Annotated in this window: 21 protein-coding genes; 15 read left to right on the top strand and 6 right to left on the bottom strand. The window is 45.0% G+C overall.

All coding sequences use genetic code 11. The features are described 5' to 3' along the window. Positions 1–67 precede the first annotated feature (67 nt). A complete protein-coding gene (locus tag AS888_RS06350; RefSeq protein WP_061141325.1) occupies positions 68–1,501 on the bottom strand; it encodes a phospholipase D family protein in 1,434 nt (477 codons plus the stop codon). 148 nt (positions 1,502–1,649) lie between these two features. On the opposite strand from AS888_RS06350, the gene AS888_RS06345 reads away from it, so the two are divergent. The 3 genes from AS888_RS06345 (at position 1,650) to AS888_RS06335 (ending at position 3,253) form a co-directional block, all read left to right on the top strand. Continuing rightward, positions 1,650–2,348: a uracil-DNA glycosylase gene (locus AS888_RS06345; RefSeq protein ID WP_061141324.1), complete on the top strand. Its 699-nt coding sequence runs from the start codon at positions 1,650–1,652 to the stop codon at positions 2,346–2,348. Between the two features lie 255 nt (positions 2,349–2,603). Then, the gene (locus tag AS888_RS06340; RefSeq protein ID WP_157805546.1) at positions 2,604–2,858 is read left to right on the top strand and encodes a YwdI family protein; all 255 of its coding nucleotides are present in this window, start codon (positions 2,604–2,606) and stop codon (positions 2,856–2,858) included. Positions 2,859–2,884: 26 nt separating this feature from the next. Beyond that, positions 2,885–3,253: a DUF423 domain-containing protein gene (locus AS888_RS06335; RefSeq protein ID WP_061141322.1), complete on the top strand. Its 369-nt coding sequence runs from the start codon at positions 2,885–2,887 to the stop codon at positions 3,251–3,253. A 79-nt stretch (positions 3,254–3,332) separates the two neighbouring features. Here the strand turns inward: AS888_RS06335 and gerQ are convergent, their stop codons facing one another. Both gerQ and hemQ read right to left on the bottom strand, forming a co-directional pair. After that, on the bottom strand, positions 3,333–3,851 hold the full coding sequence (gene gerQ, locus AS888_RS26705; protein WP_061141321.1) for a spore coat protein GerQ: 519 nt from the start codon (positions 3,849–3,851) through the stop codon (positions 3,333–3,335). A 401-nt stretch (positions 3,852–4,252) separates the two neighbouring features. Next, a complete protein-coding gene (hemQ, locus tag AS888_RS06325; RefSeq protein WP_061141320.1) occupies positions 4,253–5,002 on the bottom strand; it encodes a hydrogen peroxide-dependent heme synthase in 750 nt (249 codons plus the stop codon). A gap of 222 nt (positions 5,003–5,224) precedes the next feature. On the opposite strand from hemQ, the gene pta reads away from it, so the two are divergent. Beyond that, the gene (pta, locus tag AS888_RS06320) at positions 5,225–6,211 is read left to right on the top strand and encodes a phosphate acetyltransferase (RefSeq protein WP_061141319.1); all 987 of its coding nucleotides are present in this window, start codon (positions 5,225–5,227) and stop codon (positions 6,209–6,211) included. Between the two features lie 35 nt (positions 6,212–6,246). After that, positions 6,247–7,095, top strand: coding sequence for an octanoyl-[GcvH]:protein N-octanoyltransferase (gene lipL / locus AS888_RS06315; protein ID WP_061141318.1), 849 nt, complete (start codon positions 6,247–6,249; stop codon positions 7,093–7,095). 179 nt (positions 7,096–7,274) lie between these two features. Here the strand turns inward: lipL and AS888_RS06310 are convergent, their stop codons facing one another. Beyond that, positions 7,275–8,021, bottom strand: coding sequence for an RsfA family transcriptional regulator (locus AS888_RS06310; protein WP_061141317.1), 747 nt, complete (start codon positions 8,019–8,021; stop codon positions 7,275–7,277). A 279-nt stretch (positions 8,022–8,300) separates the two neighbouring features. Here AS888_RS06310 and AS888_RS06305 point away from each other — a divergent pair, with 279 nt between their 5' ends. The 3 genes from AS888_RS06305 to AS888_RS06295 all read left to right on the top strand — a co-directional run bounded on the left by AS888_RS06305 (position 8,301) and on the right by AS888_RS06295 (position 10,595). Then, positions 8,301–8,522 carry a YuzB family protein gene (locus AS888_RS06305; protein WP_048683566.1) on the top strand — a complete coding sequence of 74 codons (222 nt, stop codon included), beginning with the start codon at positions 8,301–8,303 and terminating at the stop codon, positions 8,520–8,522. Positions 8,523–8,745: 223 nt separating this feature from the next. Next, the gene (locus AS888_RS06300) at positions 8,746–10,053 is read left to right on the top strand and encodes an HD domain-containing protein (RefSeq protein ID WP_061141316.1); all 1,308 of its coding nucleotides are present in this window, start codon (positions 8,746–8,748) and stop codon (positions 10,051–10,053) included. Between the two features lie 32 nt (positions 10,054–10,085). After that, complete coding sequence (locus tag AS888_RS06295) at positions 10,086–10,595, top strand: YwgA family protein (RefSeq protein ID WP_061141315.1); 510 nt, start codon at positions 10,086–10,088, stop codon at positions 10,593–10,595. A 564-nt stretch (positions 10,596–11,159) separates the two neighbouring features. Here the strand turns inward: AS888_RS06295 and AS888_RS06290 are convergent. After that, positions 11,160–11,345, bottom strand: a complete 186-nt coding sequence (locus AS888_RS06290) for a 2-hydroxymuconate tautomerase (protein WP_034315897.1) — start codon at positions 11,343–11,345, stop codon at positions 11,160–11,162. A gap of 136 nt (positions 11,346–11,481) precedes the next feature. Here AS888_RS06290 and AS888_RS06285 point away from each other — a divergent pair, with 136 nt between their 5' ends. Together AS888_RS06285 and AS888_RS06280 are read left to right on the top strand one after the other, a co-directional pair. After that, positions 11,482–12,147: a site-2 protease family protein gene (locus AS888_RS06285; RefSeq protein WP_061141314.1), complete on the top strand. Its 666-nt coding sequence runs from the start codon at positions 11,482–11,484 to the stop codon at positions 12,145–12,147. A 39-nt stretch (positions 12,148–12,186) separates the two neighbouring features. Then, positions 12,187–12,696 carry a YwhD family protein gene (locus AS888_RS06280; RefSeq protein ID WP_061141313.1) on the top strand — a complete coding sequence of 170 codons (510 nt, stop codon included), beginning with the start codon at positions 12,187–12,189 and terminating at the stop codon, positions 12,694–12,696. 148 nt (positions 12,697–12,844) lie between these two features. Here AS888_RS06280 and AS888_RS06275 read toward each other — a convergent pair whose 3' ends face one another. Continuing rightward, positions 12,845–14,914, bottom strand: coding sequence for a transglycosylase domain-containing protein (locus AS888_RS06275; RefSeq protein WP_061141312.1), 2,070 nt, complete (start codon positions 14,912–14,914; stop codon positions 12,845–12,847). 198 nt (positions 14,915–15,112) lie between these two features. On the opposite strand from AS888_RS06275, the gene speE reads away from it, so the two are divergent. From speE to argS, 5 genes are all read left to right on the top strand, one after another. Then, complete coding sequence (gene speE, locus AS888_RS06270) at positions 15,113–15,940, top strand: spermidine synthase (protein WP_061141311.1); 828 nt, start codon at positions 15,113–15,115, stop codon at positions 15,938–15,940. 13 nt (positions 15,941–15,953) lie between these two features. Further along, a complete protein-coding gene (speB, locus tag AS888_RS06265) occupies positions 15,954–16,832 on the top strand; it encodes an agmatinase (RefSeq protein ID WP_061141310.1) in 879 nt (292 codons plus the stop codon). A gap of 76 nt (positions 16,833–16,908) precedes the next feature. Continuing rightward, positions 16,909–17,055, top strand: a complete 147-nt coding sequence (locus AS888_RS25545) for a hypothetical protein (RefSeq protein ID WP_155645402.1) — start codon at positions 16,909–16,911, stop codon at positions 17,053–17,055. Positions 17,056–17,850: 795 nt separating this feature from the next. Beyond that, positions 17,851–18,291 carry a YwiB family protein gene (locus AS888_RS06260; protein ID WP_061141309.1) on the top strand — a complete coding sequence of 147 codons (441 nt, stop codon included), beginning with the start codon at positions 17,851–17,853 and terminating at the stop codon, positions 18,289–18,291. A gap of 3 nt (positions 18,292–18,294) precedes the next feature. After that, positions 18,295–19,965 carry an arginine--tRNA ligase gene (gene argS / locus AS888_RS06255; RefSeq protein ID WP_061141308.1) on the top strand — a complete coding sequence of 557 codons (1,671 nt, stop codon included), beginning with the start codon at positions 18,295–18,297 and terminating at the stop codon, positions 19,963–19,965. Positions 19,966–20,179: the final 214 nt, after the last annotated feature.

Raw genomic sequence — 20,179 nt, 5'->3', positions numbered from 1 at the left:
TTGTTAATTAGCTATAGTAGTATATAACCTTATTTACGAGTGCCTAAACATCTTATGACAAAATAATTTAATAGGTGGTGAAGCGAAACACCTTCTGGATGCGGTAGGTTAAATATTTGAAAACGGGAAGGTCCTTCTGATATTCACTATAATCGGCCGTGTATGTTCCGTTGCGATTTGTCCAAAGTCTTTGGAAATAGTCAGCGACATCATAAGAAATGTCCGCATCTTTTGGTGCATGGATTTCAACATTCGCTTCAAGGTTAAAGTCATCGAGATTACGTGAGGTGTAATTGGCTGATCCGCCAAGAACGATCGTTTCCTTTTCCTTTTGTATCATCATCAGCTTTGTATGGAACTGTTCTTTATCGGTTTTGTACCAGCGGATTGAAATATTTTCATCCCCCAGCTTCTCAAATTCGGCGGCAACCGGGAGATTCGGGAGGCCGATTTTTTCACTTCCGAAGGCGTTTTGATTCGGGTCCAAGATCATCTGAATCTTCACGCCCCGTTTAGCGGCGTCCGTTAACGCTTCGACCACCTCACGATCGGCAATGTAAAACATGGCAAGGTGGATTTTGTCCCCTTTCCTCGTTTCTTTTATCGTTTTAAGGACATGCGTATTGATTTTTCCTTCCGTGAGCAATTGCACCGAGATCGGTCCTCTATCTTCAGCCGCCTCGTTGAATTCCGGGAATGCCTTTGGACCGCCGGAGAAATTCGAAGCCGCTTCCTCCGCTTTAATGAAATCACCGATGATATTCCCCTTCATCTGAAACGCGATATTGGAATGGAATCCGCTTGCGTCATGGGGGTTGGCAGATGAAATGATCGCCGTTTTTTCGGTCGCGACCACTTTTCTGTGGTTGGCTTTAATATTCATCAGCCTAAGGTAAGAACGAAAGGTGACCTTTGGTGCTGTCTTAGCCATTGGATTCACGATCCAGCCTTTTCCCTCTTCGCCAAACCATTGGAAAAAGGTCCGATATACGCCGGAATAAAGAGGGTTCGGGTCGCGAAGTCGGTCTAAATTGGTCACCACGACATCGATGCCATTTTGCTTCATGGTTTCTAGCGCATCCAACTTGTAAGCATTATAGGAAGTATTCACTTCATCGGTAATGAATATCACCTGGAGTCCGGGTTTCTTTTTCTTTTGGGCAACCAGTTTATCCGTCAGTGTCTTGGTTAGCTTTGGGAAGTTTACCTTTTCATCATAAAAATCATTAAACAAAAACATATCGATTATGATATAAGAATCCGCCTCTTCGATGGCATTATTGATGGTTTGAAAAATTCGTTGCTCATGTTTAAGATTCCCTTGTTCATCGTGGTAGGAAAGGTCATAGATGAAGTCGACATCCTCGACATGATGAACCTTTCCTTCATAGGAAATGCCCTTGGGAAGGGGCTTGTAGCTGTTATAGACGATCACTGCCGTAATGACAAGCAAAATGCCAACCAGCAGGTAAAATCGTTTTCTTTTGTACCATTTTTTCATAGGGAATCCTCCAACATGGTTAAATTGCTTGCTAACTATCTGTTTTCCCAATTAAGGGGTATAAAGAAACATATATCATGGTCTATCAAAAAGGCGAAGGCCGTTCGTTTGTTATAATATAGTCTAAAAGAAGAAAGGGGCTATGCATATGGAAAAGCAAATATTAACAAATGATTGGTGGCCTCTATTGAAAGAGGAATTCAAAAAAGAATATTACCAGGAGCTAAGGGAATTCATAAAGCGAGAGTACAAAGAGCAGGTCATTCATCCGGATCAGGACGATATTTTCAATGCACTTCACTATACGGCCTATGAAAACGTGAAGGTCGTCATTCTTGGGCAGGATCCTTACCATGGGCCCGATCAAGCGCATGGCCTTAGCTTTTCCGTTAAACCGGAGGTGCGCATTCCGCCTTCATTAAGAAACATCTTTAAGGAACTGCATGCTGATTTAGGCATTGACATTCCAGATGAGGGATACCTTGTTGAGTGGGCAAAACAAGGTGTGCTTCTTTTGAATACCGTCTTGACTGTCCGTGAAGGAGAAGCGCACTCACACCGGGGAAAAGGGTGGGAAAACTTTACGAATCAAGTCATCCGCCTGCTGAGTGAGCGGCAGAAACCGATCGTTTTTATCTTATGGGGGAAACCGGCACAAACGAAGATCCCTTTGATTGATGAAAGCCGCCATAAAATCATTACATCCGTGCATCCGAGTCCGCTCTCGGCTTCCCGTGGGTTCTTTGGCAGCAAACCGTTTTCCAAAACCAATCAATTTCTTATGGAAATGGGGGAATCGCCCATTGATTGGGAAATCTCGGGTGCGATGAGTCGAAAAGGAACATGAAGCGGGTGAATTGTATGTCGTGCCGTCATTTTTACGTCACGTGGGATCCCAACTTTCCAAAAGGGTGCCGCGCCTTTCCATTCAAAACCGCAAACCTGCCGTCTCTTGATGTGTTTAGATCATCGGGGCAGGTGTGCCTCGAATTTACAGCCAAGAAAAATATGAAGTAGTAGGTTTTACAAAGGTGTTTTCTTGCTTGATTTTTGCTATGCTAGTGATGAAAGTTTTGACCTGTATATGGACGAGGTGGAAAATTTGGATATTTCTTCAAGAAAAATGCTGGATAAAATCGAAGAGCTTGCTTCGAAGGCAAAGCAGGCAAACTCAGAGGATAAGGTGCAGGGATATGTCATTGCCATTAAAGCCTTATGTGAAGTAATGGTTGATGAAAAAGTGGGAAGCGGCATTTCGAAGCCAATCACATTGTCTCAGCCCATCATGACGGCTACACCGAATGTAGAGCCGGTCAAAATGGATGAAGCCAATGGAGAGTCTTTATTCGATTTTTAAAAGCAGCGAAGGGAAGCGAAATCATAGTGAAACTGTTCATCATTTTAGGTGCAATCAATGGGTTCATTGCTGTCGCACTAGGTGCATTCGGTGCCCATGGGCTCGAAGGGAAGATACCCGATAAATATTTGGAAACATGGCAAACGGCCGTTCAATATCAAATGTTCCATGCGGTCGGTTTATTAGTAATCGGTTTATTGGCTGGAAAAATCTCAAGCCCGTTAGTCAATTGGTCTGGCTGGCTTATGTTAATCGGAATCATCCTCTTTTCCGGAAGCCTGTTCGTTCTAAGCGTCACGCAGATCAAGGTGTTAGGCGCCATCACACCGCTTGGCGGAGTGTCGTTCTTGGCAGCTTGGGTATTGATGGTCATTGCTGCCTATAAGTACTTGTAAGGGCAGGATCAAAAAACATCTCCATGAAAAAGGGCCTCAAAATCGATACGATTCTGAGGCCCCTTTTTTATCATCTCATTCACCTTGGCGAATAGGTGGCAAGCCCTGCGCCTCCATATGGATAGTCGTATTCGATTTCTTCATCAAAGGTAATGTAGTCCAAGTACACCATCGGGATTAAATACCGTTTGCCGGTTTGCGGGTCGCTTATGATCAAATGGTCACGTCCTGCAGCTTCGATGATTCCTTTGAAGATCTTTGCATTCCATTCCTTATTATTTTCAAATGTTGTATAAACGGTCGCTAATTTCCCTTTGTTCAAACGCAGGATGTTTTCGATGTATGATGCTTCGACTGGAAGCATGCCAGGTACCTGTGGTCCGGATGTCGATTGATTCATCGGCATCGGGATCTGCTGCGGCGTGCCGGCTATGGTTGGCTGTTGTGGCTGGTATGCCGGCTGTTGATAGGCTTGCTGCGGAAAAGACTGTTGTTGCTGGTATGGTGTCTGCTGCCGCTGGCTGGACTCATTGTTTTCATTCGGGTAATAGGGGCTTCCACCATACGGGTAGTTACCATAAGGATTATTTTGTGACATTGCATTCCCTCCTAAAGTTCAAGGCTTTTTGATTTTGGTGGCGAAAATCCGAGTACTTGAAGCAACAGTGCGATTTATAGCGACCGCTCGATACAATCCCCGGCAGCTTAAAAACCCACAATGAATTTTAAGCGATACATAACGTTGCCTTTCCTGGTTTACGCGGGTAAAGTGATATCCGCTAAACGTAATCTAAATAGAAGTAACGTTCCTTCACCTCGCTGGATTTAGGCGTTGCCTTGTTTTCTTTTCCTGAAACGTCGAATGAGCCGGTAAAAATTACATTCATCACTATTGAAAATGTATGGGATGTGTGTTGGATTTATTCCATAGCTGGGGAAAATAAAAAGGAGGGAGGTGAAAAAAGAGAAAAGCTTCCGGAAGCCGGAAGCTAAAGTATCCTATACGTAGAGGAAAGAGGCTATGTTTTCTTCAGGCAGAATATTGCCTACAAAGAAAGAGCCGAACGCAGCGTAACGGGCGCTCACTTCATCAAAACGCATTTCATAAATTAATTTCTTGAATTGAAGGACGTCATCCGCGAAAAGTGTTACGCCCCATTCATAGTCGTCAAAACCGACCGAGCCGGAAATGATTTGTTTTACCTTGCCAGCATAACTGCGGCCGATCAAGCCATGTGAACGCATTAAGCCTTTGCGTTCTTCCATGGAAAGCATATACCAGTTGTCATCGCCTTCACGGCGCTTGTCCATTGGATAGAAGCAAACATGTTTCGCCTTTGGCAGGATCGGATACAGTCTGGAACGTACATGAGGGTTCTGATAAGGGTCCTCACCATCTCCTCCTGCAAGGTAATTGCTTAGCTCCACCACTGAAACGTATGAATAAGCCGGAATGGAATATTCGGCAAGCTTCGTTTTATTGAATTCATTTTCGATTGCATTCAATTCTTCCATTGTCGGGCGGGCAAACATAAGCATGAAGTCCGCTTTCTGGCCAACGATGGAATATAGGGCATGGCTGCCTTCGTTGTCGCTTTGGGTCATATTCCATTTATCGAGTAAACCTTGGAACTCCGAGATGGCTAGTTGGCGTTCGTCACTTGATAACGTTTTCCAAGATGCCCAATCGATCAGGCGGAAATCATGTAAACAATACCAGCCGTCCAGTGTTTGTGCTGCTTCACTCATTACGATCACTCCTAAGTCTTATTATAGCTTTAATATAACATAGTTTCAGTATAAGGAAATTTAGGTCAACCCGCAAACGCCATCACTGTTTTCGGTGCTGAGATGTGGCTGGAATTTAGCGGGCCGCTGGAGTATTCTAAAAAAGGCAGGGTAGGAAAGAATGGTTCAATGATTAAACATAGTGCAATCAGGGGAAACGTATCTAAAAAGGAGGAAGCGCCAGTGAGCAATTTATTTGAAATGTTGGAATCAAAAGTTATGGGTCATAATTTAAAGATCGTTTTTCCAGAAGGTTCGGATGAACGGATTTTGGGAGCCGCAGGCAGGCTTGCCAAAGCAAAACTGGTTACACCTGTATTGATCGGGGATATCGAATTGATTTCCGAAAAGGCCAGGGGATTGAAAATCGCCCTTGATGCAATCGAAATATATGATCCGAAGAATTACATCATGATGGATGAAATGGTAGAAGCGTTTGTAAAGGTCCGTGCCGGTAAAGCGACAGTCGAACAAGCACGTGAAATGTTAAGGGATGAGAACTATTTCGGAACGATGCTCGTCCACATGAAACTGGCACACGGAATGGTAAGCGGTGCGGCGCATTCCACGGCCGACACGGTTCGTCCCGCACTGCAGATCATTAAAACTAAGCCAGGCGTCCAAAAGACATCGGGAGTCTTCATCATGGTCCGTGGCGAGGAAAGATATGTGTTCGCTGATTGTGCAATTAATATAAACCCCACTTCCCAAGATCTTGCCGAAATTGCCATTGAAAGTGCCAAGACTGCTCAAATGTTCGATATCGAACCGCGCGTGGCACTGCTGAGCTTTTCGACGAAGGGATCTGCCGTTTCGCCTGAAACACAGAAAGTCGTCGATGCTGTCGATTTAGCGAAAGAAATCGATCGGGAAATCATCCTCGACGGTGAATTCCAGTTTGATGCGGCGTTCGTTCCTTCGGTGGCAAGACAAAAAGCGCCGGATTCCCTTATTCAAGGAGATGCCAATGTTTTCATTTTCCCAAGCCTCGAAGCAGGGAACATCAGCTATAAGATGGTCCAGCGTTTAGGTGGCTTCGAAGCGGTCGGCCCGATCCTTCAAGGTCTGAACCGGCCTGTGAATGATCTTTCAAGGGGATGCAATGAAGAGGATGTATATAAACTGGCCGTCATTACAGCGGCGCAGGGGTTTGCGGCCCAGTACCAATAAGCGGTTCCTTAGATAACATGTAAAGGGAGATTTCTATGAGTGAAACAGGTTCATTATTAATGCAGCAAGAGTGGCGGGTGATAGATCAATCTTCCGTTGGTCCCCAGTTCCCGGCTCTGGAATCCTTTGCAATGGATGATACATTATGTGCTTCCGTCGGTTCAGGTAACTCAGTGCCCGTAGCTAGGGCGTGGGTGCACCATCGAACCGTCGTCATGGGCATTCAGGACACGAAGCTGCCTTTTCTCAAGAAGGGTTTGGGTCATTTAGAGGAACACGGTTTCCAGGCCATTGTCCGCAATTCCGGGGGGCTGGCCGTCGTGTTGGACGAGGGGGTCCTTAATCTCTCGCTCATTTTCCCTGAAAACGAGCAAAAAATTGAAATCAATCGTGGCTACGATGCGATGTGGGAGCTTGTTCAATTGATGTTCGCCGATTTCCCGGTCAAGATGGAGGCAAGGGAAATCGTCGGCTCCTACTGTCCGGGAAGTTATGATTTAAGCATAAATGGGCAAAAGTTTGCTGGCATATCCCAACGCAGGATCCGCAATGGGGTAGCGGTGCAAATCTATTTGTGCGTCAATGGAAGCGGGGCCGAGCGCGCCAGTCTCGTGAAAGGTTTTTATGAGGCAGCGAAAGGCAATGCGGAAACGAAATTCGCTTATCCGGCTATCGTCCCTTCTGTAATGGCGTCCCTTTCGGAATTGCTGGATGTGCAATTGAGTGTCCAGGATGTGATGCTCAGGTTCCTCAATGTATTGAAGGAGCATAGCGGAAGGATATTCTCGGACACGCTTTCCCCAGGGGAATGGCCGTTATATGAGGCCTACTTGACAAGAGTGTTGGAGCGGAATGACAAAGTATTTGCTTCATTGAATGTTTGAATGTTGAAAGCCGTCCCTGTAAGTTCAGGAACGGCTTTGTTCACTTCATACGATTTTATCATTCACTGAAACTTGGATAAGGAGAAAAAGAGCCTTACTCCAGACTCCTTTTCCGATCGATTTATTTAGTATCGGCCATCCTCATGTGGTCGGGCAAACATGCGCTCCACATTATTTCATCATTCAGCCATTTTTTCCAAATTTCCATTCCGATCCATTTTGAATTTCGTTGCCGGGCGCTCCTCTTCCTCTAACAAAACGAGTTTTCTTGCCCGATTCATGATATTCATCAAAGTCTCATAATCTTCCTGCATCAAGCCACTATTTTGTTCGAGATGGCTGATTTTATTCTCGAGCTCTTCATTTCGTTTTTTCAGACCCTTGATTTCAAGCTTCAATCTTTCATTTTCGGTTTTTAATACTTCTGCCTGAAGCGTACGCCCATTCATAGATTCAAGGTAGGCGATGACGGTATCGAGGTTCAGGGCCCTTTCCGTGGATACTGGCGCATTGTGGACCCTAGGCGCCAAGGCTTCGGCCACCACGAATTCTTCAGCAGCCTCATAACTGCTAGCATCGGCTTCCATTTCCAACTCTAGCTCCTCTTCTTGCACTTGGGGAACCATTATGTCGGATATGGTAGGGGTAGGCGGTGTATAAAGAAGCCGTTTTTTCGCTGCTTGATCCTTTCCAAGGATCCTTTGCCGCTGCTTCCGCTGTTTCTTGGCAAGGGATAGCGCTTTATCATAATTATGGCGGACCACCGCATTCCAGCGGAATCCGCAGGCGGCAGAGGTGCGATTCAGCTTATCTCCTACTTCTTCAAATGCATTCAGCTGAGTGCTTCCTTCCCGCACATGGCGCAATACCGTTTCTGCCAAAAGCAAATCATCTTCTTCTGTCCATGCGTCTTGACGAACCTTCATTTCTACATACTCCCTTTCTGGTAACTTTTCAAATGAATAACTATATAAAAGATCGTGTGGCCATGATTTAAGCTGTGTTCTACTAGCATTTTGGACAAATTCTGGATTTTTTATACAAAAAGGTTGAAAGGATACTAGTTTTTTGACTGATTACGTCTTTTCCCATCCTTTTCGCTCATCAAGTCCACTTGATATTCATAGGTAGAAGCGGTAAAATACCTTTTAGCCATATAATTGGATGAATAAATAGTTTGTTATGGGAAGGATGGTGACCGGAGGATGTCCAATGAATTCAGGGTGTGCGATGATTGCTTGGCGGTGAATATTAAGACGTTGATCCCCCGTCTTGAAAAGCTTGATCCCGACGCGAAAATTGAAGTGGGCTGCCAATCCTATTGCGGTCCAGGCAGAAAGAAATCATTTGCCTTTGTCAATAACCGTCCGGTTGCTGCACCGACAGAAGACGAGTTACTAGATAAAATCAATAAAAAACTAAAGTAGGATCCATGCAGGATTGCTTTTTTAATAAAATGAACAGGCTGACATCACCCGGATTGAAACAAACTGCGGTGATTTTTTATTTCCTTATTTTTGGGGCAAAACCAAATGGAATCTTCCGTTTTCTTACAGAATGCCCCCGCTTGCTAGCAAGGGGATAGTTAGGGTTTTTTGTCAAAACGCGATATAATGGATGCATCGAGACTATGAAAAAAGAGGGTAGTTCATGGAATATTCCCGCGAGAAATTACAAGAAGAAAAAGTATTCAAGGACCCGGTGCACCGATATATACATGTTCGTGACCGGGTTATATGGGATCTGATCGGAACGAAGGAATTCCAGCGCCTTAGAAGGATCAAACAGCTGGGAACGACGTATTTGACCTTTCATGGTGCGGAGCATAGCCGGCTCAGCCATTCGCTTGGAGTTTATGAGATTGTCCGGAGGATCGTCGATGATGTCTTCGAGGGAAGGCCGGAATGGAAGCCGGAGGAACGTTTACTATCATTGTGCGCGGCCCTGCTGCATGATTTGGGTCATGGACCTTTCTCTCATTCTTTTGAAAAGGTATTCGACCTCGACCATGAGCAATTCACCCAGCAGATAATCGTCGGTGACACGGAAGTGAATAAGATCCTCCTTAGGGTAGGCCGTGATTTTCCTAAAAAAGTGGCTGAGGTCATCGCAAAAACCTATAAAGGCAAATTAGTAGTCAGCCTGATTTCCAGTCAGATCGATGCTGATAGAATGGACTATTTACAGCGTGATGCCTACTTTACCGGCGTGAGCTATGGACACTTCGATATGGAAAGGCTGCTTCGGGTCATGAGGCCGAGGGAAGAGCATGCCGTGATCAAGCAAAGCGGGATGCATGCAGTGGAAGATTATATCATGAGCCGCTACCAAATGTATTGGCAGGTTTATTTCCATCCGGTCACGAGAAGTGCAGAGGTCATTCTCACTAAGATCTTACATAGAGCAAAGCATTTATACGAAGCGGGTTATGAATTTGCTCAGGAACCGCATCATTTTTATTCATTGTTCAAGGGGGAAGTGACCTTGGCTGACTACTTGAAAATGGATGAAGCGGTGATGCTCTATTACTTCGAGGCTTGGGAAGAGGAGAACGATGCGATTTTAAAAGATTTATGCACGCGCTTCGTTAACCGGAAACTATTTAAATATGTGGAATTCCATCCTTCGAACAATCAGATGAACAGATTGATGGAATTAAGGACGCTTTTCAAAAAGGCAGGGATCGATCCGGATTATTATCTCGTCGTCGATTCTTCTTCAGATCTGCCGTATGATTTTTACCGTCCTGGTGAGGAAGAGGAAAGACTGCCGATTCACTTGCTGAAAAATAATGGCGAAATTCGTGAATTGTCGCGTGAATCCGAAATCGTCGACGCCATATCAGGCAAAAGAAGAACGGATCATAAGCTGTACTATCCAGCAGATATATTGCGTGATGAATCGACGAAGAAAAATTTAAAAAAACAGATCCGTGAGCTTTTGGAGCTATCGGATTGAAGTGGTACATTTATGGTGAGGAGTGACGAGCCTTGTTTAAGGATCATGCAAATATTATCAATGCAATTTCTACTGCCGGTGAAATCTCAGGGCGGAAAAAATTACAAAAAATCGTGTATATCGCGAAAAAGCTTTCATTTCCGTTCCACGAGAAGTTTCAATTTCATTTTTATGGACCGTATTCGGAGGAGCTGACCTTACGGATTGAAGAGCTTTGCGAGATGGGCTACTTGAATGAGGTAAGGGAAAAAAAGGCAGGCTATTATCAATATTGCTATTCCATAACGGATGCGGGCCAGGATTTCCTATCCATACAGGAAGTGGAGATGCCTGCCCTCGAGGCATGCTTACATGATATGAATGAGCAGAATGCCCGATTCTTGGAGCTGGTTTCAACGGTGTTATATTTCGACACGCTTGAAAAAGAGGAAGTCACCGAGAAGGTATTCACACTGAAAAGCAAACAAAAATACACACCTGAAGAAATTGATGAAGCATATGCATATATTGATCAGCTAAAAACAAAAGCTAAGCCGAATTGAGCTGCCTTTTGTAAAAGGCAAAAAAAGCTAGGCACCATGAAGGGGAGGCTGTCTGTATTTTGCAGGCGGCATCTTTTTTAGGTTCCATTGCATGAATAAGGCGTGAAACTTATGGGGGCATATCCCGGCAGTTTTACCTTGGTGTGACATGGATTGACCCCTTTTCATTTTCTTCACCGACGAGATGTGGTTGGTAGAGTGAAACCTCTAAATGGAATGATTAAAGCCGATGTAAGTCATTATGGAAGGCGTCCTTGGCCGATTCTTCATAGATTTAAATTCACCGCTTTGTCAACACTGCAGGCAAAGGGGCTTTACCGCATGTGAGGAGAGATCACGGGATCGCCTGCAGTGATGAAACGGATAAAGTACAATGGTAACTCTATCTGCCTTTTATGCATGAACAGACCAGCAAAGAAACATCGTTCAAATATTAACTCGTTCAATCGACGTGATTTTCCCCATTTTAAACAAAAGTGCCCTGCAGGATGGATCTTTTTTAAGGGTCCATCCTGCAGGGTACATTTTAAATGAATGACTTAGCTTTCCCCGTTATGTAAAAACTCATAGGTCGCTTTTACGGACACCGGCTACTGCCAAGTGGTTTTTTGACATTTCTTCAATGAAAATCGTCACGGCTTCCGCTGGTGCTCCGGTTGTTTCCGTAACCGCGGCGGTCACCTTCTCGACTAGAGCTTTTTTTTGTTCGTCCGTACGGCCTTCAAGCATTTTGACTGTTACATATGGCATCATGATCCCCCCTTTCGTTCTTATCTTGTAGTGTTTCACAATGAAAAAAGAATTGCAAGACACGGAAGTCAGAGTTTTTTTCACTTCTTGGTCTTTTGATGTATACTAACGGTAATATATATTGGGGGAGAAGCTATTGGATCAATTAGAACGGTTTTTGGCTTATGATTTGGAACAACTTCCATATGTCATTGTGTCATTGTTGATCGCATTTACGGTTCATGAATTTTCACATGCGTATGTCGCCTATAAGTTCGGTGACCCGACTGCAAAGAATGAAGGGCGAGTGACGTTGAATCCGATATCCCATTTGGATCCGATCGGGACTTTGCTGATACTGATCGCCGGGTTTGGCTGGGCAAGGCCTGTCCCGGTCAATCGTTTTCATTTCAAGAATCCAAAGCTGGCCGGAGTGCTCGTCTCTTTTGCGGGTCCGTTCAGTAACTTGATCGTTGCCATTTTGGGTTATTTGATTTTTTACGGGTTGCTTGCAGCAGGAGCTGGACCTGATTTACCTTTTTTCGTCCAGCCCTTCCTGAATGTGCTCATAAATTTGAACGTCCTTTTATTTGTATTCAATCTGATCCCGCTGCCGCCGCTCGATGGTTATCGGATCATACAGGATCTTGTTTCAGCGGATTTGCGGGCAAAGATGACCCAGTATGAGCAGTATGGGTCGCTGATTTTTTTGATTTTGATCATTACGCCGCTTAGCAACTATACAATTAGACCGATTATGGATACGGGTATTAAATTTGTAGGAAGCAGTTTGAGTCAATTTTTTTCACTATTATTTTTTTAACAAATAAGAAATGACAAACCATAAAGGGGGATATGAAACATGGAAGAACAACCGAAGAAAAAGGTAGGCTTCAATATCATCAAAAATGATCCTACTGAGGGGCATGGCGGATACGGGGCTGGGGTTTTGACGCTCGATAACATTTCACCGGTCATCATCGATGTCGATGCAGGGGAAGCCGAGGTGGATATCGGTGCGATGCACGCCAGAAGTGTCGTGGAAAAGGGGATCAAATTCCTGAAAACCAAAGAAGAGGTCCCGAATGCAAAGCCGTACTGGCTTGTTTGGGTGACGATCGAAGCGACTCAAAACGGCCCTCAATATGCAGGTGTGACTGCCTGTGAAATGTTGGTCGACCGTTCCATCAGACGCGGCTACAAATCCCTTCCGGAGCATGTTAACCGGATGGATAAGTCGCTTAAACGTCATATCATCGTCGAGGACATGGATGATAAATCAAAGCGTGTACTGGCAGACTTCCTGAAAAACCATGATGCGGGAATGTGGGAGCGTTCTTCAGTGAAGCTCAAGGAATCATTGACGGTATAATTGTGATTTTCATGCTGAATTATGAAGTTTAGTGAAAATTGCACTTGTAGGAAACGGATAAAATCAGTAAACTTAAAGACAGCAGTTTAGACACTGTGGAACTAGGACAGAAAAAACCCGAAGCCGCTTGCGGTTTCGGGTTTTTTCGTTATTGCCAAGGCTTCAGGACCTTTTTGTACCAGGGGGTCTTTTTTTGCTCGGCTTCATCTGGAACCTGCACAGGTTTTTCGCCTTTAAAATGCTCGGCACAGTATTCGATAGGTTCTGTACCTTTCACATAATAAGTCAATCTAGAGACAGGGCAATCCTTTGTTGCCAATTTACCGCTTGCAGGATTCACGTTGACTCCGATGACGTTTTTCGTTTCCTTGAACGGTTTGGCCGGTGTTCCCTGCAGGCCCTTTTCCATATAGGCCGCCCATATTTTTTTTGCATAGCCTTTTTCAGCAGGATTCTCGATTTTTTTACCTTGATCGTAGCCAGTCCAGACCCCTGCCACAAGTTCAGGCGTGTATCCGATCATCCAGCTATCTGTCGGGGTGGACCCTGATTTACCTGCATACGGGCGGGTCAGTTCGGAGCTGATGGTGCTGCCGGTCACTTTCGTATAGCCATTTAAGGTTTCATCGAAAACCCCGGTTAGCATCTGTGTCATGACGAACGCTTTATCCGCATCGAGAATTTGTTCCGGTTTCTTATTTTGTGCATAGATGACTTCCCCTTTTTGGTTTTCAACCTTTTTGATGAATACGGGCTTCACCTTCTTGCCGCCGTTAGCGAGAATGCTGTATGCATTGACCATTTCTATCGCCCGTACACCAGAGGTGCCGAGTGCCAGCGATGGCACGGCAGCCATTTTTGCGGTTATGCCAAAGCGGCGCGCCGTATCGGCCAAGGTTTGTTCTCCTAGGAACAAGTGTGTTTTTACGGCGAAAATATTATCTGAAAGAGCAATGGCCTGGGCCATCGTGATTTCTCCTTCCGCATATTGATGGTTGTAATTATGCGGTGTATAGGAGGAGTGACCATCGTCGAACGTAAAGGTGGTCGTCTCGCTTTTTAAGGTGGTCGACGGTGTGAAGCCATTCTCCAGCGCCGAATAATAAAGCAGTGGCTTCATGGTGGAGCCAGGCTGGCGGACGGCCTGTGTGGCCCTGTTGAACGGTGACTCCGCATAATCCTTCCCGCCGACCAATGCCCGGACTTCCCCAGTAGCCGGATCCATTGCCACGATCGAGGCTTGTATGCCTGAAGAATCGGGTATGGTAGTGGAAACAACATCTTCGGCGACAGCCTGCTGGGATTCGTCGAGTGTGGTAAATACCTTCAGGCCGCCGAGCTCGATCGTCCTGTCATCCAAATGAAGCTGGGATTTCAAAGCTTGCTTGACCGCATCCTGAAAATAGGGAGCGGTTTTATTGGTGACCGTTCCATGCTCGCCTTTTAATGTCAGAGGGTCTTGCAGGGCTTCGGTGATTTTTCTTTCTGAAATGTAGCTTTTGTTTTTCATGGCCTGCAGGACAACCTTCTGCCTGGATTTCGCTTTTTCAAGGTCATCCAATGGAGAATAATTAGAGGGCCCTTTCGGTATCCCGGCCAGCATGCTGGCCTCTGCGAGCGTAAGATCCAAGGCATCCTTGCCAAAGTAATACTGGCTCGCGGCCTGGGCTCCATATGCGCCATGGCCATAGTAAATCGTATTTAAATAGCCTTCAAGGATTTCCTTTTTGGAATAGTTCATCTCCAGGCGTATTGTATAAAAAGCCTCATTGAACTTGCGTGACCACGTTTTATCATGACCGAGAAACAGGTTCCGTGCATATTGCTGGGTAATGGTGCTGGCACCCTGGACCTTGGACATGGCCTGTATATCCGCAAGAATGGCTCCGCCGATCCGCTTTATATCAAAACCATTATGCGTGTAGAATTGGCGGTCCTCAACAGCGACAGTTGCTTGGATGAGCTGGGGTGAAATGGCATCCATTCCGGCCCAATAGCGTTTCTGGCCATTATCCGTTTCACCGATCACATTTCCATCATTGCTATAATAGAGGGTGGATTGCGGCACGACCAAAGGCGGCGGACCTAATATTTTGGCATAAATCAGTAAAGAGAGAAGCAATACAAAGAGTATGATGAGCCCGATTGTGGCAAGGATAATGATGGCCCGTACATATTTGGTCGTCCTTTTAAATCGTTCGCTTGGAATCAATTCCATTGCTTTCACCTCTCTTGAATCTAGTATCTATTACTATTATGGAAAAAAAAGAATTTTTTAAACATAAGAAAGGCAATTAGGAAATTTATCTTGCAATTCTGCTAGATTCGTCTATAATTTTTCTAGCTAATGACTATACCGAATTTGGGGAACCTATTAGGTGACTGACAATATGAAATGGAAAAGGAGCGTTAATAAATGAGCATTTGGTTTACTGAAAAACAAACAGAGAATTTTGGTATTACGATGAAAGTGAATCGTACTTTACATACGGAGCAAACTGAGTTTCAAAAGCTGGATATGATTGAAACGGAAGAGTGGGGCAATATGCTATTGTTGGATGACATGGTCATGACTTCACAGCGCGATGAATTCGTTTACCATGAAATGGTAGCCCATGTTCCTTTATTCACTCATCCTAATCCAGAAAACGTTTTGGTTGTAGGCGGAGGGGACGGAGGCGTTATCCGTGAAATCCTTAAACACCCAAGCGTAAAAAAAGCCACGCTGGTGGATATCGATGGGAAAGTCATCGAATACTCGAAGAAGTTCTTGCCTGAGATTGCCGGCATGCTTGAAGACCCACGTGTGGACGTACAAGTGGGGGATGGCTTCATGCACATCGCCAAAAGTGAAAATGAATATGACGTGATCATGGTTGATTCGACTGAACCGGTCGGACCTGCTGTCAATTTATTCACGAAAGGTTTTTACGCGGGAATTTCCAAAGCGTTGAAAGAAGATGGGATATTTGTGGCACAATCAGATAATCCTTGGTTCAAAGCCGATCTAATCCGTGATGTACAACGTGATGTAAAAGAAATATTCCCGATCACCAGCCTTTACTTAGCGAATATCCCGACGTATCCGAGCGGCCTTTGGGCGTTTACGATCGGATCGAAAAAATATAATCCATTGGAAGTTGCGGAAGAACGCTTCCATGAAATCGAAACGAAATATTATACAAAAGAACTTCATCAAGCAGCTTTCGTTCTGCCTAAATTCGTTCAAGACTTAGTGAAATAAGGAGGCGTCGACCATGAGATTCGAGGAAGCCTATTCAGGCAATGTATTCATTAAAAGCCATCCCGATTTCGAGGAATCGGAAGCTGTGCTTTACGGCATGCCAATGGACTGGACAGTAAGCTTCCGTCCGGGTTCCCGCTTTGGCCCGACCAGGATCCGCGAGGTTTCGATCGGTTTGGAGGAGTACAGCCCGTACTTGGATCGTGAATTGGAAGAAGTGAAATTCTACGATGCGGGCGATATCCCATTGCCTTTCGGCAACCCGCAGCGCAGCATCGATATGATTGAAGAATTTGTCGACGGTGTGTTGGATGCCGGTAAATTCCCATTGGGGATGGGCGGGGAGCACCTCGTCACATGGCCTGTCATAAAAGCCATGTACAAAAAGTATCCTGACATGGCCATCATCCATATGGATGCCCACACAGATTTACGTGAGGATTATGAGGGGGAACCGCTTTCCCATGCCTCGATCATTCGTAAATCCGCAGAGCTTATCGGTCCGAAGAATGTATACTCATTCGGCATTCGCTCCGGTTTGAAGGAAGAGTTCCAATGGGCAAAGGAAAATGGCATGCACATCTCTAAATTTGAGGTTCTGGAGCCGCTGAAAGAAGTATTGCCACAGCTGGCAGGGCGTCCCGTCTATGTAACGATTGACATCGATGTCCTGGACCCTGCACATGCGCCTGGAACAGGCACGGTAGACTGCGGCGGCATCACTTCCAAAGAGCTTTTGGCTTCGATACATGAGATAGCTCGTTCTGAAATTAATGTCGTCGGCTGTGATTTAGTGGAAGTTGCACCGATTTATGATCCATCCGAGCAAACGGCGAACACGGCAAGCAAGCTGATACGCGAAATGATTTTAGGCTGGGTTCAAAAAGGCTAAGGATCGAACTTTAATAAAAAGTACCCTATGGAATGGACACGTTGAAAAAAGTCTATCCTGTAGGGTACTTTTGTTTATGAGTAGAGTGCAAAATGTCCGCAGTGTTGGAGAAATTTGCGGAACATGCGAATCACGGGAGACCCTGCAGGCTGAGAGCCGAGTAGGCTCGGACCGCCGCCCTCTGGATAAGCGCGATCGCCTGCAGTGGATTGAAACGGTCTAAGGTACAGTTACTCGTCAGTTTGTGCTTTGCATTGAATTTAAAGCGGGGTTCCGTATAATTTACCCTTTTCACACGCAATTGGGGCCGTTTCTATTGTATTTCTTGCGTTACTCACGTTTTTAACCCGGGTTCCCCGTATAATCACTGCTTTCTTTCACCATTTCGGAGCTTTACTCGCGAATTTTGCCACTTTATTCGTGAGTTTGGCAGTTTTATTCGTGAATTTCGTGCTTTTATTCGTAAATTTGGCGCATTTACTCGCGAGTTTGGGCTTTGCTACTTATTTGAGGAGGTTTCTCATAAAAATCGCGCTTTTCACACGCTTTTAGTACCGTTTCTCTTCAGCTACATGTGGACAATCTGGATGTCATCTTCATTTTCACGCAACGTGAAATGAAACGGAAAGCAGCGAGACTCTTATGGTAAATACGAGACACGGGAGAACCCGCGGGCTGAAAGCCGAGGAGGCTCCCGGACCGCCCGCGGTGCAATGAAGCGATTGAATTTGAAATTACCAAAACTGTGGGAAATTAGAGATAGTTTTGTTCGGATGAAGTAGAAAGGAACTGTCGGTCAAATTCTTACTAATTCTCTCCCTTGTTTTTAAAAAAAGTGTCTTTTCCATAGGGTGCATTTCCAAACCCAAAAGAAAACTTTCACTGAAAATCACTTTCCAGGCTATTTCCTTCTATCCCTTTCTGGATTTGCACTTTATTTTCCGATGCAAGTTGAAACTTCCTTGAAGAATATTTATACTTATGAAGTTAAGGACGACGTGATGAAGGAAGTGTTGAGTTGACTCTTCATGATATAGATAAGCATGCCATTAGAGTGACCTTGCAAACAAAAATCAAGCATGGCGCTGAAACGGACACGTATGAGCTGGTCACATTTGGTACAAAAATGTACAAGGGTGCCGATTTGTATTTGCAATATAAAGAAGAAAATGAAACTGGTCAAATACAAACGACCATCAAGCATAAAATGGATGAAACGATCCTGCTAAGGAACGGTGCCATTAAAATGAGGCAGCTTTTCCGCTTGCAGGAAGCGACAAATGGACATTATGAAAGTATATATGGCAGGTTGGGACTACGGACGACCACGAAAAAAATCGATCATCAATGGGATGAGCAGGCCAAACAAGGGAAACTTGTCCTTAAATATACATTACATATGCAGGGAAGCGAACCCGGTCAATATGAAATGACGATTTCCTACAAGGAGGAAGCATAGCACATGAATATAGTTAATGAGGTACAGGAAAAACTGAAAGAAGAAATTAAGGCTGCGGTTATCAAGGCAGGCCTGGCAGCAGAAGAACAGATTCCGAATGTAGTATTGGAACTGCCAAGGGAAAAGTCGCACGGAGATTATTCGACGAATATGGCGATGCAATTAACGAAGATTGCGAAGAAAGCGCCAAAAATGATTGCTGAAGCGATCATTGAAAACTTCGATAACTCAAAGGCTTCCATTGAAAAAATTGAAATTGCAGGGCCAGGTTTTATAAACTTCTACATGAATAATTCATATTTGACCGAATTGATCCCTGCCATATTGAAAGCCGATGGGTCATATGGGGAAAGCGATTTTGGAAAAGGTGAAAAAATCCAGGTGGAATTCGTTTCCGCAAACCCGACAGGTGATCTTCACCTCGGTCATGCGCGCGGTGCAGCAGTAGGCGATACGTTATGCAATGTCCTTTCCAAAGCAGGCTATGATGTTTCACGTGAATATTATATCAATGATGCAGGTAACCAAATCAATAATTTGGCCATTTCGATAGAAGCACGTTATTTCCAAGCGCTTGGTCTTGAAAAGGAAATGCCGGAGGGCGGTTATCACGGTGAGGATATCAAGGGCTTCGGTAAAAAGCTTGCCGAAGAATATGGCGATAAATTCGTAAATGCCGATGAAAAAGTGCGTTTTGATTTCTTCCGTGAATACGGCTTGAAATGTGAGATGGAAAAACTGAAAACGGACTTGGGCAATTTCCGTGTCGGATTCGATGTATGGTACTCCGAGACGTCCCTTTATCAAGATGGCAAAATTGACGAAGCGCTCAATGTATTGAGGGAAAGGGGCCATGTCTATGAGCAAGATGGGGCAACATGGTTCCGTTCAACGGAATTGGGTGATGATAAAGACCGCGTGCTCATCAAACAAGACGGGTCTTATACCTATTTGACACCGGATATTGCCTATCACCGTAATAAACTGGAGCGTGGCTTCGAAACATTGATCAACATATGGGGTGCCGACCACCACGGATATATCCCTCGTATGAAAGCGGCGATTGAAGCTTTAGGCTACAAACGCGAGCAGCTTGAAGTGGAAATCATCCAGCTCGTACATCTGTATAAAGATGGCGAGAAAATGAAAATGAGCAAGCGTACGGGTAAAGCCGTCACGATGCGTGATCTTATTGATGAGGTTGGCCTTGATGCAACACGTTATTTCTTTGCGATGAGAAGTGCCGATACGCATATGGATTTTGATTTGGATCTTGCCGTATCGCAATCCAATGATAACCCGGTTTATTATGCACAATATGCACATGCCCGGATATCAAGTATTTTGCGCCAAGGTGTGGAGCAAGGAGTCAGCTATGAAGGAATCACTGATTTTTCTGCCCTTTCCACTGAAAAAGAGGTCGAGCTGTTGAAAAAACTGGGCGAGTTTCCTCAGGCGATTGCTGAAGCAGCCGAAAAACGGATGCCTCACCGCATGACGAATTATATCTTCGACCTAGCTTCCACTTTCCATAGCTTCTACAATGCAGATAAGGTTCTGGATGTGGAGAAAATGGAACGAAGTCAAGCGCGCCTTGGACTGGTCAAATCCGTTCAAATCACTTTAAAGAACGCATTGGCTATAATCGGCGTTTCAGCACCGGAAAAAATGTAATCAGCAATAGCGACTGTTCCTAATGGGAACAGTCGCTTCAGACTGTAGACAAACTCGATGAAATCGAGTTTGTCTATTTTTATGGCCTGTACAATTTAGACGTTGATTTCCACTCCAGGCACTCGCTTTCCGCGGGCGGTCGGGGAGCCTCCTCGGCTTTGCCTGCGGGGTCTCCCCTAGACGCGCTTTTCCCGCAGGAGTCTCGAACACCCGC

This window comes from Peribacillus simplex (assembly GCF_001542915.1).
GTDB lineage: Bacteria > Bacillota > Bacilli > Bacillales > DSM-1321 > Peribacillus > Peribacillus simplex_B.
Note: the sequence above shows the minus strand (reverse complement) of the source record. Positions and strands in the feature narration are given on the sequence as shown.